At 67.9% G+C, this 22,689-nt stretch carries 21 protein-coding genes; 3 read left to right on the top strand and 18 right to left on the bottom strand.

The features are described from left to right. Positions 1 to 13 precede the first annotated feature (13 nt). Together K1X74_16860 and K1X74_16855 are read right to left on the bottom strand one after the other, a co-directional pair. Positions 14 to 1,495, bottom strand: coding sequence for a DUF1501 domain-containing protein (locus K1X74_16860; protein MBX7168008.1), 1,482 nt, complete (start codon positions 1,493 to 1,495; stop codon positions 14 to 16). Between the two features lie 39 nt (positions 1,496 to 1,534). Next, positions 1,535 to 4,330: a PSD1 and planctomycete cytochrome C domain-containing protein gene (locus K1X74_16855; GenBank protein ID MBX7168007.1), complete on the bottom strand. Its 2,796-nt coding sequence runs from the start codon at positions 4,328 to 4,330 to the stop codon at positions 1,535 to 1,537. A gap of 164 nt (positions 4,331 to 4,494) precedes the next feature. On the opposite strand from K1X74_16855, the gene K1X74_16850 reads away from it, so the two are divergent. Together K1X74_16850 and K1X74_16845 are read left to right on the top strand one after the other, a co-directional pair. Continuing rightward, a complete protein-coding gene (locus K1X74_16850; GenBank protein MBX7168006.1) occupies positions 4,495 to 5,880 on the top strand; it encodes an MFS transporter in 1,386 nt (461 codons plus the stop codon). Further along, positions 5,877 to 7,319 (top strand): aspartate aminotransferase family protein, encoded by a 1,443-nt coding sequence (locus K1X74_16845; protein ID MBX7168005.1) that lies wholly within the window; start codon positions 5,877 to 5,879, stop codon positions 7,317 to 7,319. The genes K1X74_16850 and K1X74_16845 overlap by 4 nt, the downstream gene beginning before the upstream one ends. A gap of 24 nt (positions 7,320 to 7,343) precedes the next feature. Here the strand turns inward: K1X74_16845 and K1X74_16840 are convergent, their stop codons facing one another. Continuing rightward, positions 7,344 to 8,141: an aldolase gene (locus K1X74_16840; protein ID MBX7168004.1), complete on the bottom strand. Its 798-nt coding sequence runs from the start codon at positions 8,139 to 8,141 to the stop codon at positions 7,344 to 7,346. 107 nt (positions 8,142 to 8,248) lie between these two features. Between K1X74_16840 and K1X74_16835 the strand changes: the two genes are divergently transcribed. Further along, on the top strand, positions 8,249 to 9,208 hold the full coding sequence (locus K1X74_16835) for an aminotransferase class IV (protein MBX7168003.1): 960 nt from the start codon (positions 8,249 to 8,251) through the stop codon (positions 9,206 to 9,208). Between the two features lie 18 nt (positions 9,209 to 9,226). On the opposite strand, the gene K1X74_16830 is transcribed toward K1X74_16835, so the two are convergent. The 15 genes from K1X74_16830 to K1X74_16760 are packed head-to-tail and all read right to left on the bottom strand — an operon-like array spanning position 9,227 to position 22,635. After that, the gene (locus K1X74_16830; GenBank protein MBX7168002.1) at positions 9,227 to 10,075 is read right to left on the bottom strand and encodes a metallophosphoesterase; all 849 of its coding nucleotides are present in this window, start codon (positions 10,073 to 10,075) and stop codon (positions 9,227 to 9,229) included. Beyond that, complete coding sequence (locus K1X74_16825; protein MBX7168001.1) at positions 10,072 to 10,689, bottom strand: CDP-alcohol phosphatidyltransferase family protein; 618 nt, start codon at positions 10,687 to 10,689, stop codon at positions 10,072 to 10,074. The genes K1X74_16830 and K1X74_16825 overlap by 4 nt, the downstream gene beginning before the upstream one ends. Next, positions 10,686 to 11,717: a phosphatidate cytidylyltransferase gene (locus K1X74_16820; GenBank protein MBX7168000.1), complete on the bottom strand. Its 1,032-nt coding sequence runs from the start codon at positions 11,715 to 11,717 to the stop codon at positions 10,686 to 10,688. Before K1X74_16820 ends, K1X74_16825 begins: the two co-directional genes overlap by 4 nt. Positions 11,718 to 11,740: 23 nt before the next feature. Further along, positions 11,741 to 12,781, bottom strand: coding sequence for a hydrogenase expression/formation protein HypE (gene hypE / locus K1X74_16815; GenBank protein ID MBX7167999.1), 1,041 nt, complete (start codon positions 12,779 to 12,781; stop codon positions 11,741 to 11,743). A 10-nt stretch (positions 12,782 to 12,791) separates the two neighbouring features. Then, the gene (gene hypD / locus K1X74_16810) at positions 12,792 to 13,886 is read right to left on the bottom strand and encodes a hydrogenase formation protein HypD (GenBank protein MBX7167998.1); all 1,095 of its coding nucleotides are present in this window, start codon (positions 13,884 to 13,886) and stop codon (positions 12,792 to 12,794) included. A gap of 12 nt (positions 13,887 to 13,898) precedes the next feature. Then, positions 13,899 to 14,159 (bottom strand): HypC/HybG/HupF family hydrogenase formation chaperone, encoded by a 261-nt coding sequence (locus tag K1X74_16805; GenBank protein ID MBX7167997.1) that lies wholly within the window; start codon positions 14,157 to 14,159, stop codon positions 13,899 to 13,901. Between the two features lie 2 nt (positions 14,160 to 14,161). Then, on the bottom strand, positions 14,162 to 16,516 hold the full coding sequence (hypF, locus tag K1X74_16800) for a carbamoyltransferase HypF (protein ID MBX7167996.1): 2,355 nt from the start codon (positions 16,514 to 16,516) through the stop codon (positions 14,162 to 14,164). 2 nt (positions 16,517 to 16,518) lie between these two features. Then, positions 16,519 to 17,253, bottom strand: coding sequence for a hydrogenase nickel incorporation protein HypB (gene hypB / locus K1X74_16795; protein MBX7167995.1), 735 nt, complete (start codon positions 17,251 to 17,253; stop codon positions 16,519 to 16,521). Continuing rightward, positions 17,250 to 17,609, bottom strand: a complete 360-nt coding sequence (locus K1X74_16790; protein MBX7167994.1) for a hydrogenase maturation nickel metallochaperone HypA — start codon at positions 17,607 to 17,609, stop codon at positions 17,250 to 17,252. Before K1X74_16790 ends, hypB begins: the two co-directional genes overlap by 4 nt. Further along, on the bottom strand, positions 17,602 to 18,069 hold the full coding sequence (locus tag K1X74_16785; GenBank protein ID MBX7167993.1) for a hydrogenase maturation protease: 468 nt from the start codon (positions 18,067 to 18,069) through the stop codon (positions 17,602 to 17,604). Before K1X74_16785 ends, K1X74_16790 begins: the two co-directional genes overlap by 8 nt. Continuing rightward, a complete protein-coding gene (locus K1X74_16780; GenBank protein MBX7167992.1) occupies positions 18,066 to 19,382 on the bottom strand; it encodes a Ni/Fe hydrogenase subunit alpha in 1,317 nt (438 codons plus the stop codon). The genes K1X74_16785 and K1X74_16780 overlap by 4 nt, the downstream gene beginning before the upstream one ends. Beyond that, on the bottom strand, positions 19,379 to 20,161 hold the full coding sequence (locus K1X74_16775; GenBank protein ID MBX7167991.1) for an oxidoreductase: 783 nt from the start codon (positions 20,159 to 20,161) through the stop codon (positions 19,379 to 19,381). The genes K1X74_16780 and K1X74_16775 overlap by 4 nt, the downstream gene beginning before the upstream one ends. Before the next feature lie 4 nt (positions 20,162 to 20,165). Next, positions 20,166 to 21,026, bottom strand: a complete 861-nt coding sequence (locus tag K1X74_16770; protein MBX7167990.1) for an FAD/NAD(P)-binding protein — start codon at positions 21,024 to 21,026, stop codon at positions 20,166 to 20,168. Then, positions 21,023 to 22,144 carry a 4Fe-4S dicluster domain-containing protein gene (locus K1X74_16765; GenBank protein ID MBX7167989.1) on the bottom strand — a complete coding sequence of 374 codons (1,122 nt, stop codon included), beginning with the start codon at positions 22,142 to 22,144 and terminating at the stop codon, positions 21,023 to 21,025. Before K1X74_16765 ends, K1X74_16770 begins: the two co-directional genes overlap by 4 nt. After that, complete coding sequence (locus tag K1X74_16760) at positions 22,141 to 22,635, bottom strand: cyclic nucleotide-binding domain-containing protein (GenBank protein ID MBX7167988.1); 495 nt, start codon at positions 22,633 to 22,635, stop codon at positions 22,141 to 22,143. The genes K1X74_16765 and K1X74_16760 overlap by 4 nt, the downstream gene beginning before the upstream one ends. Positions 22,636 to 22,689: the final 54 nt, after the last annotated feature.

The following is a 22,689-nucleotide window of genomic DNA, read 5'->3' as shown; positions in this document are numbered from 1 at the left end:
CGAGCAGGCTGCTCTAGGCCAGCAGCTCGCGGATCACGCGCCCTTCGACGTTCGTCAACCGGCGGCGAACGCCGTTGTGCTCGTAGGTCAACCGCTCGTGATCGAGCCCCAGCAGGTGCAGGATCGTCGCGTTGAAATCGTAGAGCGGATGCACCTGGTCGATGGCCTTCTGGCCCAGTTCGTCGGTCACGCCGTGACTCACGCCGGGTTTCACGCCGGCGCCCGTCAGCCAACAGGTAAAGCCGTCGGGATTATGGTCGCGCCCCTTGGCTCCCTTCTGGAAGAAGGGCATGCGGCCGAACTCCGTACACCAGACGACGAGCGTGTCGTCGAGCAAGCCGCGCTGCTTGAGATCGCCAATGAGCGCGGCGGCCGGCTGATCGAGAATCGCCGCGTGCACGTCGTATTGGTCTTTGAGTGCGTTATGACCGTCCCAGTTCAACTTGCCGCCGCTGGCGTAGGCGCCGTTGAACAACTGGACGAACCGCACGCCCGACTCGATCAGCCGCCGGGCCAGGATGCAGTTGCGCGCAAAGGCCGCCTTGTCGGCGTTGGCCGGATCGTCGGCACCATAGGCCGCCAGCACGTGCGCCGGCTCGGTGCTCAGATCGCTGATCTCGGGCACGCTGAGCTGCATGCGTGCGGCCAGTTCATAGCTGGCAATGCGGGCCGCCAAGCGCCCGTCGCCGGGATGCTCGGCTAGGTGTCGGGCATTCATCCGCTGCAGCAGCTCGCGCGCCGCGCGGTCGGCCCCCGCATCGACGCCCGGCGCCGTGAGGTGCCGCACCGGCTCTTGCGCGGTGAGCGTCGTACCCTGGAACGCGGCGGGCAAAAAGCCGGGGCCCCAGTTGTTCGACCCGTTTTGCGGTACGCCGCGCGGATCGGGCAGGGCGATGTAGGCCGGCAGGTTCTGGTTCTCGCTGCCCAGGGCATAGGTGACCCACGAACCGAGACTGGGAAAACCGTCGAGCACGAAGCCGGTCGACAGGAAATTCTCGGCCGGACCGTGCGTGTTCGACTTGCTGGTGAGCGAATGGACGAACGCGATCTCGTCGGTCAGTTCGGCCAGATGCGGAATCAGGTCGCTGACCCATTTGCCCGTCTCGCCCCGCTGCCGGAATTCGTATTGCGGCCGCGCCAGATTGCCGGCCGGCCCTTGGAACGTGACGGCCGGACCACCGGGCAGCGGTTGATCGTCCCAGCGGATCAACTCGGGCTTGTAATCCCAGGTCTCCAATTGGCTGACCGCGCCGGCGCAGAAGATCACGATCACCTGCCGGGCCCGGGGTGCAAAATGGCCGGGACGAGGTGCGAAAGGTTGCGCCGGATCGATCACCGGCAGCGCCGGGGCATCGGTCCCCCCCAGCGCGCCGTCGGCGGCCAGCAAATGCGCCAAGGCCATCGAACCCAGGGCGGTCCCCGAGTGCGCCAGGAAATTCCGGCGGTCCAGCAGCTGGCGTCCTTGCGGCGTGAGTCGTTCGGCGGCGTGCAACATGGGGAGGCGCCTGGTCACTCGTGCGGGAAAGCCATTCGTTCAGGGTAGATACAGAAACTCATTCGAGTTGAACACCGCGCGGCACACGGTTGCCAGTCCGAATTCCCGGGCCACGGCCGCCGCTTCGGCCAACTCGTCGTCGTTCGGCGCGCGGCACAGCGCCCGCCAGTAGACCGCGCGGACCTGCGCCGCGGGGTCGTTGCCGGCGTCGCCGGTGGCCAGCGCGGCCAGGGCCTCGGACGACTCGAGCGTGAAGCGGCTGTTAAGCAGATTCAGGGCTTGAATCGGCGTGGTGCTTTCGCGGCGCCGGGCAGTGCTTTGCCCCGCGTCCGGACAATCGAACGCCCCGAACACGGCCTCGCGCTCGCGCCGCACCTTGTGGGCATAGATCATGCGCCGCAGTCCCTCGCCGCTGAACGACTCGACCGGCTTGAAGCCGCTCAGCCCTCCGCGCAGATCGAACAGGTCGAATCCGCGCCCGTACATGGCCAGGTTCAACCGGCCGCTGACGGCCAGCATCGCGTCGCGAATCGCCTCGGCCTCGAGCCGCCGCAGCGGATATCGCCACAACAACCGCGCGTCGGTGTCGCGTGCGGCGGCGGTGGCGTCGTCGATCGACGCTTGCCGGTAGGTGGCCGACAACACGATTTGCCGATGCAGGTGCTTGATCGACCAGCCCGCGCGCACGAACTCGCCGGCCAGCCAATCGAGCAACTCGGGATGCGACGGACGGCCGCCGCTATGACCCAGATCGTTCGGCGTGTCGACCAGGCCGACGCCAAAATGCCCCTGCCAGATGCGGTTGGCCATGACCCGCGCCGTGAGCGGGTTGTCGGCGTTGGCGATCCAATCGGCCAGCTCGCTGCGGCGCCGCTGCTCCTGCGCATCGAGAGGCAGCAGGAGCGCACCCAGCACCGCCGGCACGCCGGGGGCCACAACCTCGAGCGGCTGCTCGGGATCGCCGCGGCGCAGCAAATGGATCTCGTCCGGCGCACGGAATTTGCCGGCGAACGCCACGCGGCCCGGGATCGTCGCCGCCAGCGACCGTTCGGTCTCGGACCGGGCCGCCATCAGGCGTGCAGCCTCGGCGGCATCGGCCGCGCTCATGCCGGCCACCGAGTTGCCCGGCGAGGGTGCCTGACCGGCCACATACGGTTGACGATCGGTCGCGTCGGCCACGCGCAGCCAGGCCCCGGCCGCGTCCTCGACTTCGATCGTGTAGTCCGTCGCCAGCCGGTCGGCGAATTCGCCCTGGCGATCACGTCCCCACACGACGCGGTCGATCATATGCTCGGCGGCCAGTGTGACGATCAACCAGCCGCGCCCCATCTCGTTCGACATCCAGCTCCGAGAATTGCCGTAGTTGCCGTCGATGGCGAACCGCAATTCGTGCCGGTCGGCGACGACGGTGTCGCCCGACGAGACCACGGTCGCTCCGGCCGCGGCCAGAGCCACGTTCGTCCCGGCCAGATTGAAAATCTCCAATTCGTCGATGCACGGCTCGAGCTGGTTCGTGGCACCGATCGAAAATCGCACGCGCCGCGTGGTGACCGGCGCAAATCGGTCAGTGTTCGATCGCGCGCTCACGCTCGGTCGGGCCGGCGCCGTGCCCGGCTGCGCCAGCGGGACGAAACGGCTCAACTGACGGTCGATGTCGGCGATCTGCGCCTGCAAGCGCTGCTCTTCTTGCCGCAGGGCCTCGGCCCGCGCCGTGTGCAACTCGCGGTCTTCGTATTCCACGCCGGCGACGAAGGCCTGCATCGCGTAATATTCGCGCGAGCTGATCGGGTCGAATTTGTGATCGTGGCAGCGCGCGCAGCCGATGCTCAGTCCCAGGAAGGTCTGCCCGATGTTGGTGACGATCTCGTCGATCGCGTCTTGCCGCGCCAGGCGCTTCGAGACGTCGTCGGCGCCAATCTGGCCGGGCAACAGCACGCTCGCCGTGAGCAAAAATCCGGTCGCGGCATCCTGGCCGAGGGCATCGCCGACGATCTGTTCGCGGACGAACTGGTCGTACGGCGTGTCGCGGTTGAACGCCTCGATCACGTAATCGCGATACGGCCAGGCGTTGGGCCGTTCGGTGTTGACCTCGAAGCCGTGGGTGTCGGCATAACGCACCACGTCGAGCCAGTGCTGCGCCCAGCGCTCGCCATAGCGCGGCGACGTGAGCAGCTCGTCGACGATGCGTTCGTAGGCCGCCTGGCTCGCGTCGGCCGCGAGCGCCGTGACCTGTTCGGGCGCCGGCGGCAGACCGGTCAGATCGAATGACACGCGCCGCAACCAGGCCACAGGCGGCGCCTCGGGCCGGGGCGTCAGGCCTTCCGCCTCGAGACGGGCCAGTACAAAGCGGTCGATTGCGCCGCGCGGCCAGGCGTTGTCTTGCACCTGCGGTGGCACGGGCTGCCCGACCGGTTGAAAGCTCCAGTGTTTGGCCGGATCGACCAACTCGGCGCGATCGACTCCGTCGGGCCACACGGCGCCTTGGCTGATCCAGGAAGTGAGCGTCGCGATATCGGCCGCGGCCAGCCGCTCGCCCTCGGGCGGCATTTGCAAGTCCGCGTCGGCATCGGCCGCGAACTGCAGCAGCGGACTCTCCTGGGGCTGCCCCGCTACGAGGCTCGGCCCGTAGCTTTCGCCCCCTTTGAGCACCGCAGCGCGGATGTCGAGCCGCAGGCCCCCTTTTTGCTTTTCGGGACCGTGGCAGGCGTAGCAGTGCCGCTCGAGAATCGGCCGCACGTCGCGGACAAAGTCGATCGGGTCGGCACTCGCGCCGGGGGCGGCGCTCAACAGCGCAACGACCCACAAGACAACTCGAAGCCAAGACAACCGGGCCATGCGGCGGCGACTCCCTGCAATCATTTCACAGGCCCTTGAGTTTACCCTCGCGGCGAGCGATCTGCTGAAAGGCAGGGACTCTCCTGCCGCCGGCCGCAAGACGTGTACACTGGCCCCGTCCGCGACGTGCCCGAGGAACGCGAACCAGGTCCGGCAGTCCATCGATGTCGCACGCCCGCGCTGCGCCTCCCGACGAGCAACGCCTTTCCACGGGCCTTTGCCTGGGTTATGGAATCGGGTCGCTGGCCACGTCGATTTTCGCGACCGTCACCAGCCTGATGCTGTTGTTTTTCCTCACGGAAGAACTGGCGGTGCCGGCTGCCTGGGCCGGGCTGGTGGTGTTTGTACCCAAGCTCTGGGACGTACTGACCGATCCTCTGGTCGGCCTGGCCTCGGACCGCACGCAATCGCGCTGGGGTCGGCGCCGGCCTTATCTGCTGGCCGGCGCCGTGGTTCTGGGCCTGGGCCTGGTGCTGCTGTTCACTGTGCCGAACCTTTCGGCCGCCTGGCAACGGGCCGCCTATGTGCTAATCGCATTCCTGGTGGCCACGACCGGCTACACGCTGTTTGCAATTCCCTACGTGGCGATGCCGCCCGAGTTGACGCGCGACTACCACGAGCTGACCCGGCTCGTGGCCTTCCGGATGGCCTTTCTGATGCTGGGCATCCTGGTGGCCGGCGGCGCTGCGCCGGCGTTGATCGACCTGGTCGCGCCGGCCAGTTCGCGCCGCGCGGGCTACAGCGTCATGGGCGCGATCCTCGCCGCGGTTTGCTTCGCGGCGATGTTCACGACGTTTCTCGCCACGGCCCGTTCCTCGCGCAGCGTGGCGGCCGCAGCGTCGCTCGGGTTGCGCGCGCAGTTGGCGATCGCCCTGCGTAACGGGCCATTCCGGCGGCTGCTGCTGCCCTATTTTCTGCAACTGATCGGCATGAGCAGCGTGACGGCCACGATGCCCTACTTCGTTCGCTATCAACTCGCCGGCGGCGAGCGCGAGGTGTCGCTGTCGTTCGTGTGCCTGACCGCGCCGGCCATCGTGGCCATGCCGTTGTGGGTCGGTCTGTCGCGGCGCTGGGGGAAGCGGCGCTGCTATGAACTGGCCGTCGGCGCGTTTGCCGCGACCTTGTTGATGCTGGTGACCGCTGCGTCGGCCTGGTCGGCCGTGTACCTGATTCCCCTGGTTACCACCGGCATCGCCTACGCCGGCACCCAACTGTTCCCGTTCGCCATGCTGCCCGACGCCATCCGGACCGACGAGCAGCGCTCGGGCACGCACAGCGAGGGGGTGCTCACCGGCGCCTGGCTGGCCGGCGAGAAAACGGGGCTGGCCATCGGCGTGCTCGTGGCCAGCATGCTGCTGTCGCTGGCAGGCTTTCAGGAATCGTCGGGCGACGTCGTTGTTCAGCCGCCGCTGGTGCGCCTGGGCATTCAAGCGGCGTTTGCTTTTGTGCCCGCCGCACTGATGCTGATCAGCATTCCGCTATTGTGGCGGTACGATCTGGACCGCGCGGCCCGTCGCGCGGCGACACTCGCCGGAGAGCCTGTCTCGTGACCACCGGTGCACTCCCTTCGAACGGCCTGCCAGCCGCGGAAATCCTGGCCCAGTTGCGCGCGCGACAGGCCGGCGACGTCGACTTTCGCGCCGGGCGGGTCTACGGCTACACGTATCTGCCCGAGGCCGACGTCGAGTCGCTGGCCCGCGACGCTTTTGCGCTGTACATGACGGAAAACGCGCTCGATCCCACGTCGTTCCCCAGCATCGTGGCGCTGGAGAACGACGTCGTCGGCATCATGGCCGAGTTGCTGCGCGGCGACGAACAAGTCTGCGGCAGCTTCACCTCGGGAGGTACGGAAAGCATCCTGCTGGCCGTCAAGACGGCCCGCGATCGGGCACGCGCCGAACGGCCCCTGGTGACGGCGCCCGAGATGGTGCTGCCGCGGACGGCGCACGGCGCGTTTCACAAGGCCGCGGCCTATCTCGGCATCCGCCCGGTCGTGGCGCCGATCGATCCGGCGACGTTTCGCGCGCTGCCGGGCGAGATGGAACTGGCCATCGGGCCCAACACGATCCTGCTCGTCGCTTCGGCGCCCAGTTATGCCCAAGGCGTGGTCGACCCCGTGCCGGAGATCGCCGCCGTGGCCCAACGGCATCGACTGCCCTTGCACATCGACGCCTGCGTGGGCGGCATCGCGCTCGCGCTGATGCGCCGCGGCGGCCGCGAGGCGGTGCCCGACTTTGATTTTGCCGTGCCGGGCGTGACATCGATCTCGGCCGACCTGCACAAGTACGGCTATTCGCCCAAGGGCGCGTCGGTCGTGTTGTATCGCAGCCGCGAGCTGCGGCGGCACCAGATCTTTGCCACGATGGCCTCGGCCTCGTATGCCCTGTTGAACCCCGTGGTGCAGAGCTCGCGCTCTGGCGGCCCGGTCGCCGCGGCCTGGGCCGTGTTGCACGCGCTCGGCGAGGCCGGCTACCGGGGCATGCTCGATCGCGTCATGCGCTCGACGCGCACGCTCATCGCTGGCGTCGGCGAGATCGCGCCGCTGCGCGTCCTGGGGGCGCCCGACATGTCGATGTTCGCCATCGCGTCGGACCAGTTGAACGTCTTCGAGCTGGCCGACGAGCTGTTGGCCCGGGGCTGGTACCTGCAGCCGCAGTTTTCCTGTCCCGGTTCGCCGCCCAACTTGCACGTCTCGGTCTCGCACGGCAACGTGGGCCAGGAAACCGCGTTTCTCGAGGCGCTGCGAGGTGCCGTCGACCAGGTCCTGACTACCGACGGCATGCGGCTCGACGTGCTGCGCGAACAGCTCGCGCACACGCTCGCCGGCCTCAGCGACGAGGCGGCGCTCGAACAGATCTATCGCCTGGGCGGGATCAACGCGGGGGCCTTGCCCGAGCGGATGGCACTGATCAACTCGGTGCTCGAATGCCTGCCGCGCCGCTTGGGCGAAGGGTTGTTGGTGGACTATGCCAATACGCTCTACGGCTGACGTCGATGGCCCGCCGGCCGGGAGCTATTTCCTGAACAACCGGTTGTCGAACTGGAAGCCCAACGGTCCGAAGTCGTTTTGAATCTTCCGCAGGGCCTGCTGCACCAGCACGATGTCGCAGCCGTGGGCAATGAACCGAGCTCCCAACTTCATGAGCCGCTGGGCGTGTTCCAGCGAGAAGCTGGGCGTTCCCCAGTGGATGCCGGCCGACTTGGCCGCGGCGGCGACGCGCTCGATCTGTTCCCACAACCGCGGATGCTCGAACTCGCCCGGGATGCCGCTGAGGATCGACAGGTCGGCCGTCCCGATGAACAGCACGTCGACGCCCGGCACCCGGGCAATCGCCTCGACGTTCTCGACGGCGATCGGGTCTTCGATCTGGATCGCAACGAAGGTCTGCGCGTTGGCCGCGCGGATGTATTCGGCAATCGGCAGCGCACAGTAGTTGTCGGGGCTCGCGCCGTCGATGCCGCGCGTCCCCAGCGGGCCGAACTTGCACCAGCGGACCACTTCGGCCGCCTCGGCCGCCGTCTCGCAGCGCGGATAGAGAATGCCCTGCGCGCCCAGCTCCAACAGCCGGCACATCCGCATGAACTCGCCCTTGCCGGGGCGGGCCATGACGTCGGCCGCGCCGACGCGGGCCGCGCGCATCAGTTGGCCGGCCATGTCGACCGTGTGGCTGTGATGCTCCAAGTCGAGCCAGAGGCAATCGAACCCCATCAGGCTCGCCATCTCGTAAACCGACGGATCCGACAGGTGCAAACACGTCGCCAACACCGGCTCGTTACGGGCCAACTTCGCCTTCACCACGCTCGCGCGCATTGCTGATCTCTCCAGGGTCTGCGGAGGGGAAATCATAACAGATCGGCCGCCGTCACGAACCTGCGGCCAAGGTGCCTCCGCGCCGGCGGCACACTATACTCGCCAGGATGTCTGCCGCGCCCGAAATGTTGGTCTTTCTCAACGGCCGGATGATACCGGCATCGCAGGCGCACCTGGCGATTTACGATTCCGGCGTCGTGCTGGGGGCGACCGTTACCGAAATGACGCGGACCTTCGGGCACCAGCCGTTCCGCCTCGAAGATCACGTCGCCCGGCTGTTCCGTTCGCTGCGCTATGTGCGGTTCGACATCGGCCTTTCGCCCGAGCAAGTGACCCAGACGGCCGAGGAATTGCTGGCCCACAACCTGGCCGGCGTCGACGCGGACGACGACCTGGGACTGATCCAGTTCGTCACGGCCGGGGAGTATGCCACATATGCCGTGGCCGGCGCGGCTCGCGGTGCGCCGACCGTGTGCATGCACACCTTTGCGCTGCCGTGGGAGCTTTCGGCCCGACGGATGCAGCACGGCGTGCACCTGGTCACGCCGGCGATCCGGCACGTGCCGCCGCAATGCTACGACCCGAAAATGAAGTACCGCAGCCGGATGCACTACTACCTGGCCGATCAAGAGGCCCGGCTGGTCGATCCCGACGCGCTGGCGCTGCTGCTCGACCTCGACGGCAACCTGACCGAAACGAGCGGCGCGAATTTTCTCCTCGTCGAGCGTGGCACGATCGTCTCGCCGCCCGAGCGCAACATCCTGCCCGGGATCAGCCGCGCGACGGTGCGCGAGCTGGCTGCCGAACTGGGCATCCCCTTCGTCGAGCGCGACCTGCAGGTGTTCTCGGCGATCAACGCCGACGAAGCGTTCTTGACCAGCACGCCCTATTGCCTGTTGCCAGTGACGCGGATCAACGGCCTCTCGATCGCCGGCGGCCAGCGCGGCCCCGTCGCCCAGGCGCTGCTCGACGCCTGGAGCCGCCGCGTGGGCCTCGACATCGAGCAACAGATCATCGCCGGCGCCGCCCGCCGGTCGGCGCGCGCGGCCGGCGGTCTTCAGCGCTGAACTCGCGTGCAGACACCGCTAATCCGCGTGGTGCAGCGCCCCTTCGACAAAGCGCCTGCCCGGGCGGGGAAAGATGTGCCGGCTGACCGGTGCGAATTCTCCCAGCGCATCGAAGTACATGTAGTGGGTCACCCGCAGCATCTCGTCGCCGATCTTGATCAAGTTGAACGAGTTTTTTTCGCGTTCGCGGCCGCGGCCGCGGCGCGAGGTCGTGGTGCCACATTGCACAACGATCAAGCCGCGCTCGCGATGGGTGCCGGGATAGGTGTCGAGCGAATTGCCGATATAGGCCCGGTGCAGGTGTCCACCCAACACCAGCTCAACCCCCAGCTCGACGAACTTGTTGATGGCGCGCCGTGCGTGGGGCATCGTCTGATCGTGGACGAAATCGGGCGCCGGCATGAAATGGTGATGGGCGACGACGATCTTGACCACGTCTTCCGGCACGCCGGCCAGGGCCTGTTCGCAGAAGTCCAGGCGGCGGCGGCCGATCCGCCCGTTGGAGATCGCCTCGCGCGGCGCGGTCGAATCGAGCGCCACGACAATCGCCCCATCGAACCGATGCACGCTTTCCAGCTCGGCCTGGATGTATTGCTGGTACAAGGCGTGCGGCTTGAACAACCGCTCGGTCACGCGGTACAGCGGTACGTCGTGGTTGCCCGGCACCACGATCCGCGGCACAGGGGGCAACTGCTCGAGAAACTCGCGGGCCGCTTGAAACTGCTCGGCCGTGGCCCGTTGCGTGAGGTCGCCGCTGACGACGATCACGTCGGCCGCCAGCTTCGGCGCGATGCGCAGAAGCGCCTCGCCGACGTGGGGCAGGTACGGCGTTCCAAAGTGCAAGTCTGAGATATGCAGCAAGGTCAACATCGGCCGCGCGTCTCCGCAAATTCGTCCTGCGATCGGGCCTGGCGCCGGGCCAGGGCCTGCAACACGCTCGGCACGTCGACGGCCGCCTCGGGCAGCACGAGCGTGATGGCCAGGGCCTCGAGATTGACCAGCAAGGTCCAAACTCCGGCGACGCGCAGCGGCCATGCAGCGCCGGCCGCAAACACCAGCAGAATCGCCAGGCTCGCGAGCAGCCAGCCAATTTTCGCGCCGCGCGTGTGATAGGTGGGAATCCGCCCGAACTTTACCAGCCCGGCCACGCAACTGACCGCATAGCCGATGGCCGCCGGCACGATCCACGCCGCCTCGCCCAGCACCAGGTCGGTCTGCAGATAGACCAGCGCAAACAGCACCGACGCGTAAAACGTGACGTCGGCCAGGCTGTCGAGCCGGGCGCCCAGCGCGGTTTGCTGGCGCAGCGCGATCGCCAGCTTGCCGTCGATCCAATCGGTCACCAGCAGCACGACGATCAGCGGCAATAAATACGGCCCTCCGCCCGCCAGCGCCAGCCCGACCACGACCGGCGCGCCCGCCAGGCGGATGGCCGAAAGCACGTTGGGCACCGTCCACCAGCGCCGCTGCGCATCGATCATGGGCTGCGCTCCGTGAGCAGCAGCTCGACATAATAGAAGAACAACGGACCGGTAAACGTCAGGCTGTCGATGCGGTCGAGGATGCCTCCCTGGCCGGGCAGCAGGGTGCCGCTGTCTTTCACGCCCACCTCGCGCTTGATCGACGAAATCGTCACGTCGCCCAGGAAGCCTCCGCAAGCGATCAACAGCCCGGCCACCGCCGCGGGCAGATAGGGCACCGCCAGATAGGCGTCGCCGGCCACCAACACCGCATGGCCCAGCGGCGTCAGTACGTCGGCCAGCGCGATGGCCAGGAATGTGGTGGTCGCGGCACCCAGGAGAAACCCTTCCCAGGTCTTGTTCGGCGACACGTGCGGCATGATCTTGCGGTGACCGAACCGGCGCCCCCACAGTGCCTGGGCAATGTCGTTCGATTCGGTCAACAGCACCAGGTAGAGAAACATCCCCAGCGGGCCGGCGCCCTGATCTTCCCGCACCAGCGGCAGCGTGACGACGAGCGCCGCGTGCGACAGCAGGACAACCAGGATCATCAATCCCAGGTAGACCGTGCCCACGCTCTCGAGAAAATTCTGCGTCTGCTCGGCGAGCACCAGCCGCACCAAGAGCGCGACCAGCACGCCGATCGGGATCAGTGTCCAGAACTGGGCCAGCGTCCCCTCGGCGACGATCGCGTAATGGATCGGCACCGTGGCAATGGCCATCCACCACAGCCGCCGGTCGACGCGATCGGCCACCAGGCGATGGTACTCGTAAAGCCCCATCAGGCTGGCCGCGCCCAGGAGCACCACGACCGCGTACCGGCCCAGCAGCACGACCGTCGCCAGGATCATGAACAACACCGACCAACTGGCCAGGCTCGAGAGCCGCTTGCGCGCCTTGTCGTCGGTGCCATAGACCAGCGCGCGTCCTAGCCGCAACGTCGCACCCGTCACGAGCGCCGCCAGCGCCACGGCCAGCGTCGCCACGATGTTCTCGTGGACGCCGAGCGCCCGAGCGGCTGCGGTGAAGATCGCGGCCAATGGCAGCATGCGTAACATTCCCCAGTGCAGGATCAACAAATGCGGGGCAGAGGGGCGCCCCACGGTTCGTCGAGCGCCAGTTCCATGCCCGTGGCCCGGCGGATCACCACCGGGACGGGACCGCGCGGTCGAACCTCGCCGACCAGGGCCGCGCCCGCGGCCACGTCGGTCGCGCGCAGCGCCGCGAGGGCCCGCGCCGCATCGCCCGGAGCAACGGCCACGACCATGGCGCCTTCGCAAGCGATCTGCAAGGGATCGAGACCCAGCAATTCGGCCGCGCCGCGGACCTGGGCATTGACCGGTACCTGGTTCTCGTCGATGGCCAAGGTCTGCCCGCTGGCCGCGGCCCATTCGTGCAGCACCGCGGCCACGCCGCCGCGCGTCGCGTCGCGCATCGCGCGCGGTACGATGCCCGACGCTCGCAGCGCAGCGACCGCCGGCAGCAGCGAAGCACAATCGCTGTGCGGCGCCGGCTCGAGTCCCAATTGCTCGCGGGCCACCAGCACGGCGATGCCGTGACTGCCGATAGGCCCGCTGACCAGTAGCACGTCGCCGGCCATCAAGTGCTGCGCACCCGGCGGCGCAGGCAACACGGTTTCGCCGACGCCGGCCGTGTTGATGAACAGTCCATCGACCGCGCCGCGCTCGACGACTTTCGTATCACCGGTGACGATCGCAACGCCCGCCGCGTTCGCCGCCGCGCCGATCAGCCCGACGATCTCGTGCAGCTCGGCGAGCAAGAGTCCCTCTTCGACGATCAGTCCCAGGCTCAGCCAGCGCGGGCGGGCGCCCGCCACGGCCAGGTCGTTCACCGTACCGATCACGCTCAAGGTGCCGATGTCACCGCCGGGAAAGAACCGCGGCGCGACGACGAAGCTGTCGGTCGTGAAGCTCAGTTGCGTGGTGTTGCTGGCGAGCGACGCGGCATCGCCGAGCGGTTGCAAGGCCGGGTTCGCCAGCGGCCGCACGATCTCGGCGATCAACTGCCGCGTCAGGCGCGCACCTTCGCCGTGGGCCAGCGAGATCCGCGGCCCGTCGGCAAACAACGGCAATGGACAGTTCGGCGCAGGCATGGCCGGGGCTTCAGGCATAAACGCGTCCATAACGATAGTACGCCGAACAGGCGCCCTCGTCAGAGACCATCGGAGCTCCCAGCGGCGCCAGCGGCGTGCACTCACGGCCGAAATAAGGACACTGCGTCGGCCGCATCTGGCCCGTAAGCACGCGGGCACTTGGGCAACGCGAATCGCCGTCGGCGGCCTCGCCGTCGGCCGCACCGAACCGCCGCTCGGCACAAAACTCGGACCACGCCGAGCGCAATTGCAGGCCACCGCCGGGAACCGTGCCGAGCCCACGCCAGGTGCGGTCACATGGCTCGAAGACCTGTTCGACGATCGCCTGCGCGTGGCGATTGCCCTCGGACGAAACGGCCCGGACGTAGGCATTGGCGACCGCCGGACGTCGGGCCTCGAGCAGGCGCACGCAGGCGAGCAAGCCGTCGAGCAGGTCCACCGGCTCGAACCCGGTCACGGCCACCGGCAACCGGTGACGGCTGACGAAATCCTCGTAGACGTTCGCGCCCGTCACCGTGCAGACGTGCCCGGCGGCGAGAAACCCGTCGATCCGGCAGGCGGCGTCGCCGGCGATCAATTCCATGGCCGGTAAGACGCGCACGTGTGCGACCAACAGCGAAAAATTGGTCAGACCCCAGCGCGCGGCTTGCAGCACCGCCAGCGCCGTGGCCGGCGCGGTCGTTTCGAAACCCACGGCCAGGAAGACGACCTGTCGGGCCGGTTCGCGCTGCGCCAGCGCCACCGCATCGAGTGGCGAGTAGACCAATTGCACCGCCGCGCCGCGCGCGCGGGCCTGCTGCAGGCTGAGCGAACTGCCCGGCACGCGCAGCATGTCACCAAAGCTCGCCACCAAGCAGCCGGGCGTTTGTGCCAGGCTGATCGCACGATCGATCGTGGCCGCCGCCGTCACGCACACCGGGCAGCCGGGCCCGTGGATCAATTCGACCTGCGCGTCGATGGCCTGGGGCAGCCCGTAGCGCAGCAAGTTGTGCGTCTGGCCGCCGCAAACCTCCATGATCGTCCACCGGCGCGTGGCGGCCTCGCCCAGCGTAGCCAGACGCGCTGCGACGGCCTGGCGATCCCGGAATTCGTCGGCATATTTCATGGCGAGATCACATCAAGACGCCTGTGCGTCGTCCGCCGCCGGGCTGCTGTCGCGCCATGCCTGCCAATCGGCCTGGGCCTGGCGCGCCGCGGTTTCGTCCATCCGGCTGATCGCCACGCCGGCATGCACGATGACATAGTCGTCGACCTCGGCGTCGGGCACGCACGCCATGTGGCATTCGCGGCAAATGCCCTCGAATTCGATTTCCGCGCGGCCCAAGATCGGGTCGCGATCGATCCACCGCACCACGCGCCCCGGAACGCCCAGGCACATGCTCAACCCCTTTCCCGTTGCATCGCCGCCGCGCCGCACGTCTGCGCGCGGGCCACAGCCAATTGCCCCAGCGCCAGACCACCATCGTTGATCGGCGTGCGGCAGGGCCAGGTGACCTCGACGCCGGACTCGGCGGCCCGCTCGATGATCAGTTCGACCAACAAGCGATTCTGAAACACGCCGCCGGAGAGCACCAGGGGCAAACCGGAGCAATGTTCGACCGCGGTGAGCAGCATCTCGGCCAACGTGCGATGAAACCGCATGGCGACCTGGCCGGGCGCCACACCGCGCTGCACCTCGCTGACGATCTCGTGGACGAGCGGCCGCCAGTCCCAACGGACCAGCTCGCCGTCGGCTTCCCAGGCCCAGGAGTAGGGCCCGGCGCCCCGTTGCCCGCTGCCGGCCGCCGCTGCTTCGAGGCGTACGGCCGCTTCGCCTTCGTAGGCACTCGTCTCGTGTCCCAACACGAGACAAGCGACGGCGTCGAACAACCGACCGACACTGCTCGACAAGAGGCGATCGCGCGTTCGCGACGACATCCGCAGCAATGCTTGCACCCCGTCGCGCGCGGCCGGCGAAAAGGGCCAGGCCTGCGCGGCCGCAGGTCCCAAGGCGTCGGCCAACAGGGCCGCCGCGACCCGCCAGGGCTGGCGCACGGCAAGCTCGCCGCCCCACAGGGGAAACAGCCGCACGCTCGCCACGCGTCGGAACCCGTCGCATCGCGCGCAGAGCAATTCTCCACCCCAGACCGTGCCGTCGGTGCCCCAGCCGGTACCGTCCCAGACGGCGCCTGCCACCTCGTCGGCGCCACGATTCAGGTCGGCCAGCGCCGCCGCGACGTGGGCATGATGGTGCTGCACGGCGATCGTCGGCGCCGGCTGCTGTGCCGCCCAGCGCGTCGAGAAATAGTCGGGGTGCAAATCGTGAACGATGGCCGCCGGCGCGACGCCGGCCAATTGCTCCAGCGCCACGACTTGCTCGGCGAAACGCTGCCGCATGGACGGTGTGTCCAGGTCGCCCAGGTGCGGGCCCAGGTACGCCTGCCGCGAACCGGCCAGGGCCACGGCAACCTTTTGTTGACCGCCCACCGCCAACAGCGCCGGCCCCTCGGGCAGTTCGAGGCTGACAGGCGCCAACCCCCGGCCGGCCCGTAGGACCATCTGCCGTCCGGCGATCACTTGCACGACGCTGTCGTCGATCGGCCGCAAGATTGGGCGATCGTGTTCGAGCACCAGGTCGGCCAGCGGATCGATTTCCGCCGGCGCTTGCGCAGGGTGAAAAACGATCGGGTCACCTTCGCGGTTGCCGCTGGTCACGACGAGTGGCCTGTCGACGGCCGCTAGTAGCAGCCGGTGCAGCGCCGTGGTTGGCAAAAAGATGCCCAAGGTCGGCAAGCCTTGCGTGACCGCGGCGGCAATCGGGGCCAGCGGGCGTTGCCGGACAACCACGATCGGATTGGCGCCGCTCGTCAGCACCCTGCGCTCGGCGTCGTCGAGTTGCACGCACCGTTCGGCGGCCGCCACATCGGCAAACATCACCGCCAGCGGCTTCGCCGGGCGGCGCTTGAGCTTGCGCAGCCGCTCGACCGAATCGGCACGACACGCGTCGACCAGCAATTGATAGCCGCCCAGGCCCAAGAGGGCGACGATTTGACCCTGGACCAACGCGGCGGCGGCGGCGGCGATCGCCTGGGCGCTTGTGTGCAGCACGGCCGACTTGCCGGCGCGACGACACACGAGCCGTGGGCCACACCGCGGGCAGCCGATCGTTTCGGCATGAAACCGCCGGTCGTCGATCGACAGGTATTCGCGCCGGCAAGATTCGCACAGCACGAACGACTGCAAGCTGGTGCGCGACCGTTCGTAGGGCAGGGCGGCAAGCACCGAGTAGCGCGGTCCGCAATCGACACAGCTTACGAACGGATCGCCCGCGCGGCGCGCCGATTGCTCGGTTATCTCGCGCAGGCACGTCGCACACGTCGCGCGATCGAGCGGGATCGCCGTTTGCGGCGCCGTCGCACCGTCGCTGGCCAGAATCACGAGCGAACGATCGACCCACGGTTCGAGCGCCGAGCATTCGACCGACGCCAAGCCCGGCCAGCCTTCTCGCAACGCGCGCACGCGACAGGCAAAGTCCCGCACGGCTGCGTCCGACCCGCAGACTTCGGCCACGGCGCCCAGGGGGCTATTGAACACCCGACCCGCGAGCCCGTGCTCGCGCGCGAGTCGCACCAGCCAGGGCCGCAGCCCGACGCCCTGTACGCAACCGCGCAGAACGAGGCGCACCGCGGCCGCCGGCAGATTGCACGTCGAGCCGGCTTCAACGGGCAATCGCGGTTGCAGGTCGCACTCGATCACGGCTATTCCACGCCAGGGGCCATGTCGTCCGGTACGGCAACGGGTTCGCGGGCTTGCGCGGTCAGCAGGCGCTGTTCCGCCAGCATGCGCTGACGACGCTGTTCCAGGTAGGCGCACAATTCGGCAATTCCCTCGCCGCTGCGGGCCGCCGTCGTCAACACGTCCAACTGCGGCTGGACGCTCCGGGCATCGCGCGTCGCGGCGTCGAACGAATAGGGCACATACGGCAGCAGATCGATCTTGTTGATCACCAGCACCTGGCTCGTGCGAAACACCTTCGGATACTTGGCGGGCTTGTCGTCCCCCTCCGGCGTGCTCGTCACCACGATGCGGACGTGCTCGCCCAGGTCGAACGAGGCCGGGCAGACGAGATTGCCGACATTCTCGATGAATAGAAAATCGAGGGTCGTCGCCGCCAGCGCGCTCCAACCGCGCTCGACCAGCGACATCTCCAGATGACACGCCCCGCCGGTGGTCAGCTGCAGCGCCGGCACCAGCGGCGCGAGCCGCTCGGCATCGCGGTCGGTGGCCAGGTCGCCGACAAGCACCGCCAGCGTGTGGCGTCCGCGCCAATGGCGCGCGACGGCCTCGAGCAGCGAGGTCTTGCCTGCGCCCGGCGACGACAACAAGTTGACGACCAGCGTGCCGGCCCGCGAGCGCGCGTCGCGAAACTCGGCCGCCCTTTGTCGCGCCTCGGCCAGCACGGGACGATCGATCTGCAATCGCGTTGCGCTCATGTTTCCGACTCCACGGCCCCGAGCACCAACTCGGTCAGCACGAATTGATCGCCCGATCGCAATTCGATCTCGACCGCGCCGCACCGCGGGCACGCGTGCGCCAGCCCGGGCAGCTCGACGTCGCAACGGCACGCCGGACAATGGGCCAGGGCCGGCGGTTGCTCGATGTGCAAGGTCGCCTGCGGCCATCGCGCCGCGGCCAGGCCGCGAAACGCCGTCTGCAGCAGCGCCGGCTCGGCGCACAGCCAGGGCCCCAGCTCGACGCGCACTTCGCAAAGCGCCTCGTCGCCGGCATGATCGCGCAGCGCCTGATCGACCTGGCCGATCAAGGCACGAATCAACGAATACTCATGCATGACACGGATGTTCCCGAAGCTCTGCCTCGATGCGTGCCACGAGGCCGGGCAGCGCCGCGCGAACGATCTCCGACAGCCGTTCGGCCGGCCCGATGCTCACGGCCTCGACACCCCAGATCACCACCTCGCCGGGCAGCGTGCCTAACCGTTCGGCCAGGGTCAGCGCCTCGCGCAGCCCCAGGTCGTGACTTCCGGCCGCCTGCCACGGTGCCGCCTGCGGCAGCGGCCAGTTCCAGCGGGCCACGGTGCCACCCGGCCCCATGCCGCGCACCGCGTCGCAAATCACCAGCCGCTCGGCACCGGTCAGCAGATCGAGTACCGCGGCACCGCTATTCGCCAAACGCACGTCGCAGCCGGGCAGGTTCAGCTCGGCGAGCGCGCGGGCCACTTCCCAGCCGGCGCGATCGTCGCCGTGCGGGCTGCCCAAGCCGATCACCAACTGCGCGGGGAGCGCGGTCATGTTCGCTCGCAGGTGAACTTGAGGAAGTGCGTCGAACAACTGATGCACGGATCGTAGCTGCGCACCAGTTGTTCGCAACGCCGAGCAAGTACGTCGTCGGGCTCGCCGGCGAGCCGTTCGACGAGCCGGCGTAAGTCGCTCTCGATCTGCGCCTGATTTTGCGAAGTGGGCGGTACGATCTTGGCCTCGACTACGCGATTGTCCGCATCGATCTCGTAGCGGTGATAGAGGAGCCCGCGCGGAGCCTCGGTCGCGGCGCAGCCCGTTGCGGCCCGGGGCGTCCAACCAACGCGCGCCGGCCCGCGCCAATCGTCGCTGCGCAAGATTTCGAGCGCCGTTTCGTAGGCGATCACCAGTTCCAGGCCCCGGGCCACGATGGCCTGCTGCCGGTTCATCGCGGCCGGTACGAATCCGACCTCGGCGGCCAGGGCCTGGACGAGCGGCGACCAACGCTCGTGGTTCAATGCCGCCCGGGCCAGCGGACCGACCAGATAGCACTCGTCCGTCGCCGTGCGCCGGGCGTGCAGGGCCGTCGAGTGCGGCACCTGCTCCTCGTGGAACACGCGTTCGTAGTCTTGCACGTCGATCGCCGGATGGCGCGTCGAACCGATCAGCCCGTGGTTCATCGGGTATTCGACGGGCGAGACCAGGGCCACGGCCTCGTCGCGCGTGTCGTCGTGCAAATCGCCGCGGGAAAAGTCGAAATCGGCCACCCACCGCGTCGCCTCGCAGGCCGCGGCGAGCCCCCACTCGAAATCGGGGATCAGGTTGCGCATTTGCTCGGCCGGCGGCGCGCGATAGAAGCCACCCACCGCCACGTTCACCGGGTGAATGGCCCGGCCGCCGAGGGCCGCTAGCAGATCGTTGCCGAGTTTCTTCAGCCGCAGGCCGCGGCGCAACGCCTCGCCGTGCAGGGGGGCCATGTCCCAGGCGTTGTCGTAGCCGAGGAAATCTGGCGCGTGCAGCAGGTGGATGTGCAGGCCGTGGCTCTCGATCCACTCTCCGCAATACAGCAATCGACGACGACGTTCGATCGCCGGCGGAATCTCGATTTCCAGCGCGCGTTCGAGCGCGTGGACCGCGCTCATCTGGTAGGCCACCGGACAAATGCCGCAAATCCGCGCCACGATATCCGGCACTTCATCGATCGACCGACCGACCAGCAGCGACTCGAACAATCGCGGCGGCTCGAAAATCTCCAGGCGAATCTCAGCCACGCGATCGCCTGCCAGGCTGACGTACAGCCCGCCTTCGCCCTCGACGCGGGCCAGGGCGGCGATGCGGATACGGCGGTCGGGTGATGATTCAGTCATCCATCGACGAGTCGTTCACTCGCCTCGCGGAACTCGGGGGCATAACCGTTGAAGTTGCGCAACGCGCGCTGGACCTCGGCCAACCGTACACCGCTGGCCGCCAGATGCTCGGACAGCGCCACGACGTTTGGTTGACCCGTCGGTCCGTAACAGCCGTAGCAGCCGCGCTCGTAGGCGGGGCAAATCGCGCCGCAGCCTGCGTGCGTGACCGGACCTACGCAGGGCACTCCGCGCGCGACCCAGATGCAGACCGTACCGCGCCGCTTGCAGTCGCCACAGACGGCCTCGTCAGGCAGCCGCGGCCGAATGCCATGCAGGAACGCGCGCAGCACCTCGAGCAACTGGACCTTGTTGATCGGGCAGCCGCGCAGCTCGTAATCGACCGCGACGTGGTCCGAGATCGGCGTCGACGTCGCCAGCGAGTCGAGATAATCGGGCCGGGCGTAAACCGCGCTCAAGAATTCGGCATGGTTGGCCCAATTGCGCAGGGCCTGGATGCCGCCCGCCGTGGCACACGCGCCGATCGTGACCAGGTAACGGCTGCGCTGCCGAACTTCCTGAATGCGCGCCGCATCGGCGGCGGTGGTGATCGAGCCTTCGACCAGCGCGAGGTCGTAGACGCCCTCCACCGCGCGGCTCGAGGCTTCGAGAAAATACGCCACGTCGACCTGACCGGCGAGCGTCAACAACTCGTCCTCGGCGTCCAACAGCGTCAATTGACAGCCGTCGCACGAGGCAAACTTGAAGACGGCCAACGTCGGTCGGTGTGCAGATGGCATCGGTCTAGAGCCCCTCGACGTGCAACAGCCGCGCCACGCGGTCGTAGGAAAACACCGGTCCGTCGCGGCAGATGAATTCGGCGCCCAACTGGCAATGCCCGCACAGTCCCACGGCGCATTGCATGTTGCGCTCCAGGGACAGCCAGATGTGTTCGGCGGGAAAACCTCGCGCCCGGGCCGCGCGGATGACGTAGCGCATCATCACCTCGGGTCCGCACAACAGCAGGGCCGTCTCGGCCGGCGCGGCCAGCGGGCAGCGATCGACCAACAGCGGCACGACGCCGACGTGCCCGTGCCAACCGGGCGCGCTACGGTCGGCGGTCAATTCGATCTCCAGCCCGGCTTTGCGCCAGGCGTCGTACTCGTGTGGATAGAGCATGTTGGCGGGCGTCCGCGCACCATACAACAGCATGATCCGGCCGTACCGCGCGCGGTGGTCGAGCAAGTGATAGATGGCCGGCCGCAACGGCGCCAGCCCCAGGCCGCCGGCCACCAACAACACGTCTCGGCCCTCGATCTCTTCCAGCGGCCAGCACGTTCCAAACGGCCCGCGCAATCCGACGAACTCGCCCACCGGCAAGCGCGCCAGCGCCCGCGTCACGTTCCCGGCGGCACGCACGGTATGTGCCAGCGACTCGCGCGCGTCCGGATGTGCACTGACCGAAATCGGAACTTCGCCGATCCCAGGCAGGTAGAGCATATTGAACTGGCCGGGCAGAAAGCGGTATTCCGGCAACTCGTGTCCCGTGGCGGGGCTCAAGAAATACGTGTCGACCTCGGCGATCTCCGGCGCCTTGTCGCGCAAGACCATCCACCGCACCTGCCAAGGCTGTTCGGCAACCGGCGGCTGCATGGTCCGGCTCATCGCGTCGACTCCGCCAGTGCCGCGACTTCCTCGGTCAAATCGATTCCCACGGGGCACCAGGTGATGCACCGCCCGCAGCCGACGCAACCCGAGCTGCCGAACTGCTCGTGCCAGGTGGCCAGCTTATGCGTGAGCCATTGCCGGTACCGCGCACGGATGTCGTTGCGCACCAGGCCGCCGTTGAGATAGCTGAGCTGCGGATGAAAACAACTGTCCCAAGTGCGGACCCGTTCGGCCGACTGGCCTTCCAGGTCGCCCAGCTCGTTCACGCCGCTGCAAAAGCACGTCGGGCACACCAGCGTGCAATTGGCACAGGACAAGCAACGCTCCGCCACCTGCTGCCAGCGCGGGTGGTTGAGGTTCGACATCAACAACTCCGGCGCGCGCTCCGCATCGAGCCGCCGGGTGATCTGCGTGACGGCCTGCTGGCGCGCGGCTGCGGACGTGCTCAGGTCCGAATCGCTCGCCGGGCGCGTGGGCAGCTCGGCCAACACCTCCGCGCCGCGCGGGCTGCCCGTCTCGACCACGAAGGCCTCGGGCAATTCGGTCAAGCCCAGATCGAAACCGGCCGTCGCTCGAGGACCGGTGCCCATCGAGGTGCAAAAACAGGTCTCTGCCGCTTGCGTGCAATTCACGGCCACGAGCAGCGCCTCGCGCCGCCGGGCCACGTAATGGGGGTCCTGGTAGGCCGACCCCTGGAACACGCGATCTTGCACCGCAATGGCTGCCAGTTCACAGGCCCTGACGCCGACAAACGCGTACCGCTTCACCTCCGGCGTCGCCAGTTCGGTTTCCCAACCCGTCGCCGTGCGTCGCGAGACGCACAACGATACGTGGGGAGGAAACAGGTAGCGCTTCCACGAGTGCGGACCGACGACGTAGCCGAACCAGGCGTCGTCGTCGCGGCGTTCGAGCCGATAGCGGCCGGGCTCTTGGCGATCGGTCCAGCCGCGCGGCAGATCGGCCGCCGCATTCAGCGGGCCGTAGACGATCGCTCCTTCGGCCAGCGTCGGGCCGAGAACCTCGTAACCACGAGCGCGCAGCGCGCCCAACAGCGCGTCGAAATCCTGTTTGGCGAGCACCCGCGCCGGCGGCGCGGTGCGATCGGCATCCGTCATTGTGGTTGCACTCCAAATGGTGCGGACCGACCGTCGGCAAACATGTCGAGCAACTGCAGCCGGGTCGCCAACAAACGATGCGCCAGCGCCCGGGCAATCTGCGTCATCACCTCGTACCCCAACTTGGAATCTTCGCGGCACAGTTCGTGCAGCTCCGCTGCGGCGATCCGAATGAGCATGCAAGGCTCGCTGACCAAGGCGGTCGCGGTCACGGCACCGCCGCCCAACAAGGGTGACCAGCCGAGAAACTCGCCGCGGCCCACCGAGAGCATGGCGACATCCCCGCGGCCTGGCACATGCATCTGCAACGACACGCGTCCTTCGACCAGCAGATACAAATCAGGGCACATCTGCCCTTCACGAAACACAATCGCCCCGGCCGGCAGTCGTTCAATCACCGATGCGCCGGCCAATGCCGTGAGCGTGTGCCGCGACAGGCCCGAGGCAAAACTCAATGAAGTCAGCACAGACAACACTTCGTCGATCGCCATGGCCAGGCCTCGCCTGAGTGTTCAAGGTTGCCGCAGCAATTAGTTTGGCAAATT

Source organism: Pirellulales bacterium (assembly GCA_019694435.1).
Classification (GTDB): Bacteria; Planctomycetota; Planctomycetia; order Pirellulales; family JAEUIK01; genus JAIBBZ01.
The sequence above is the reverse complement of the archived record's forward strand: the minus strand, read 5'-3'. Positions and strand labels throughout refer to the sequence as shown.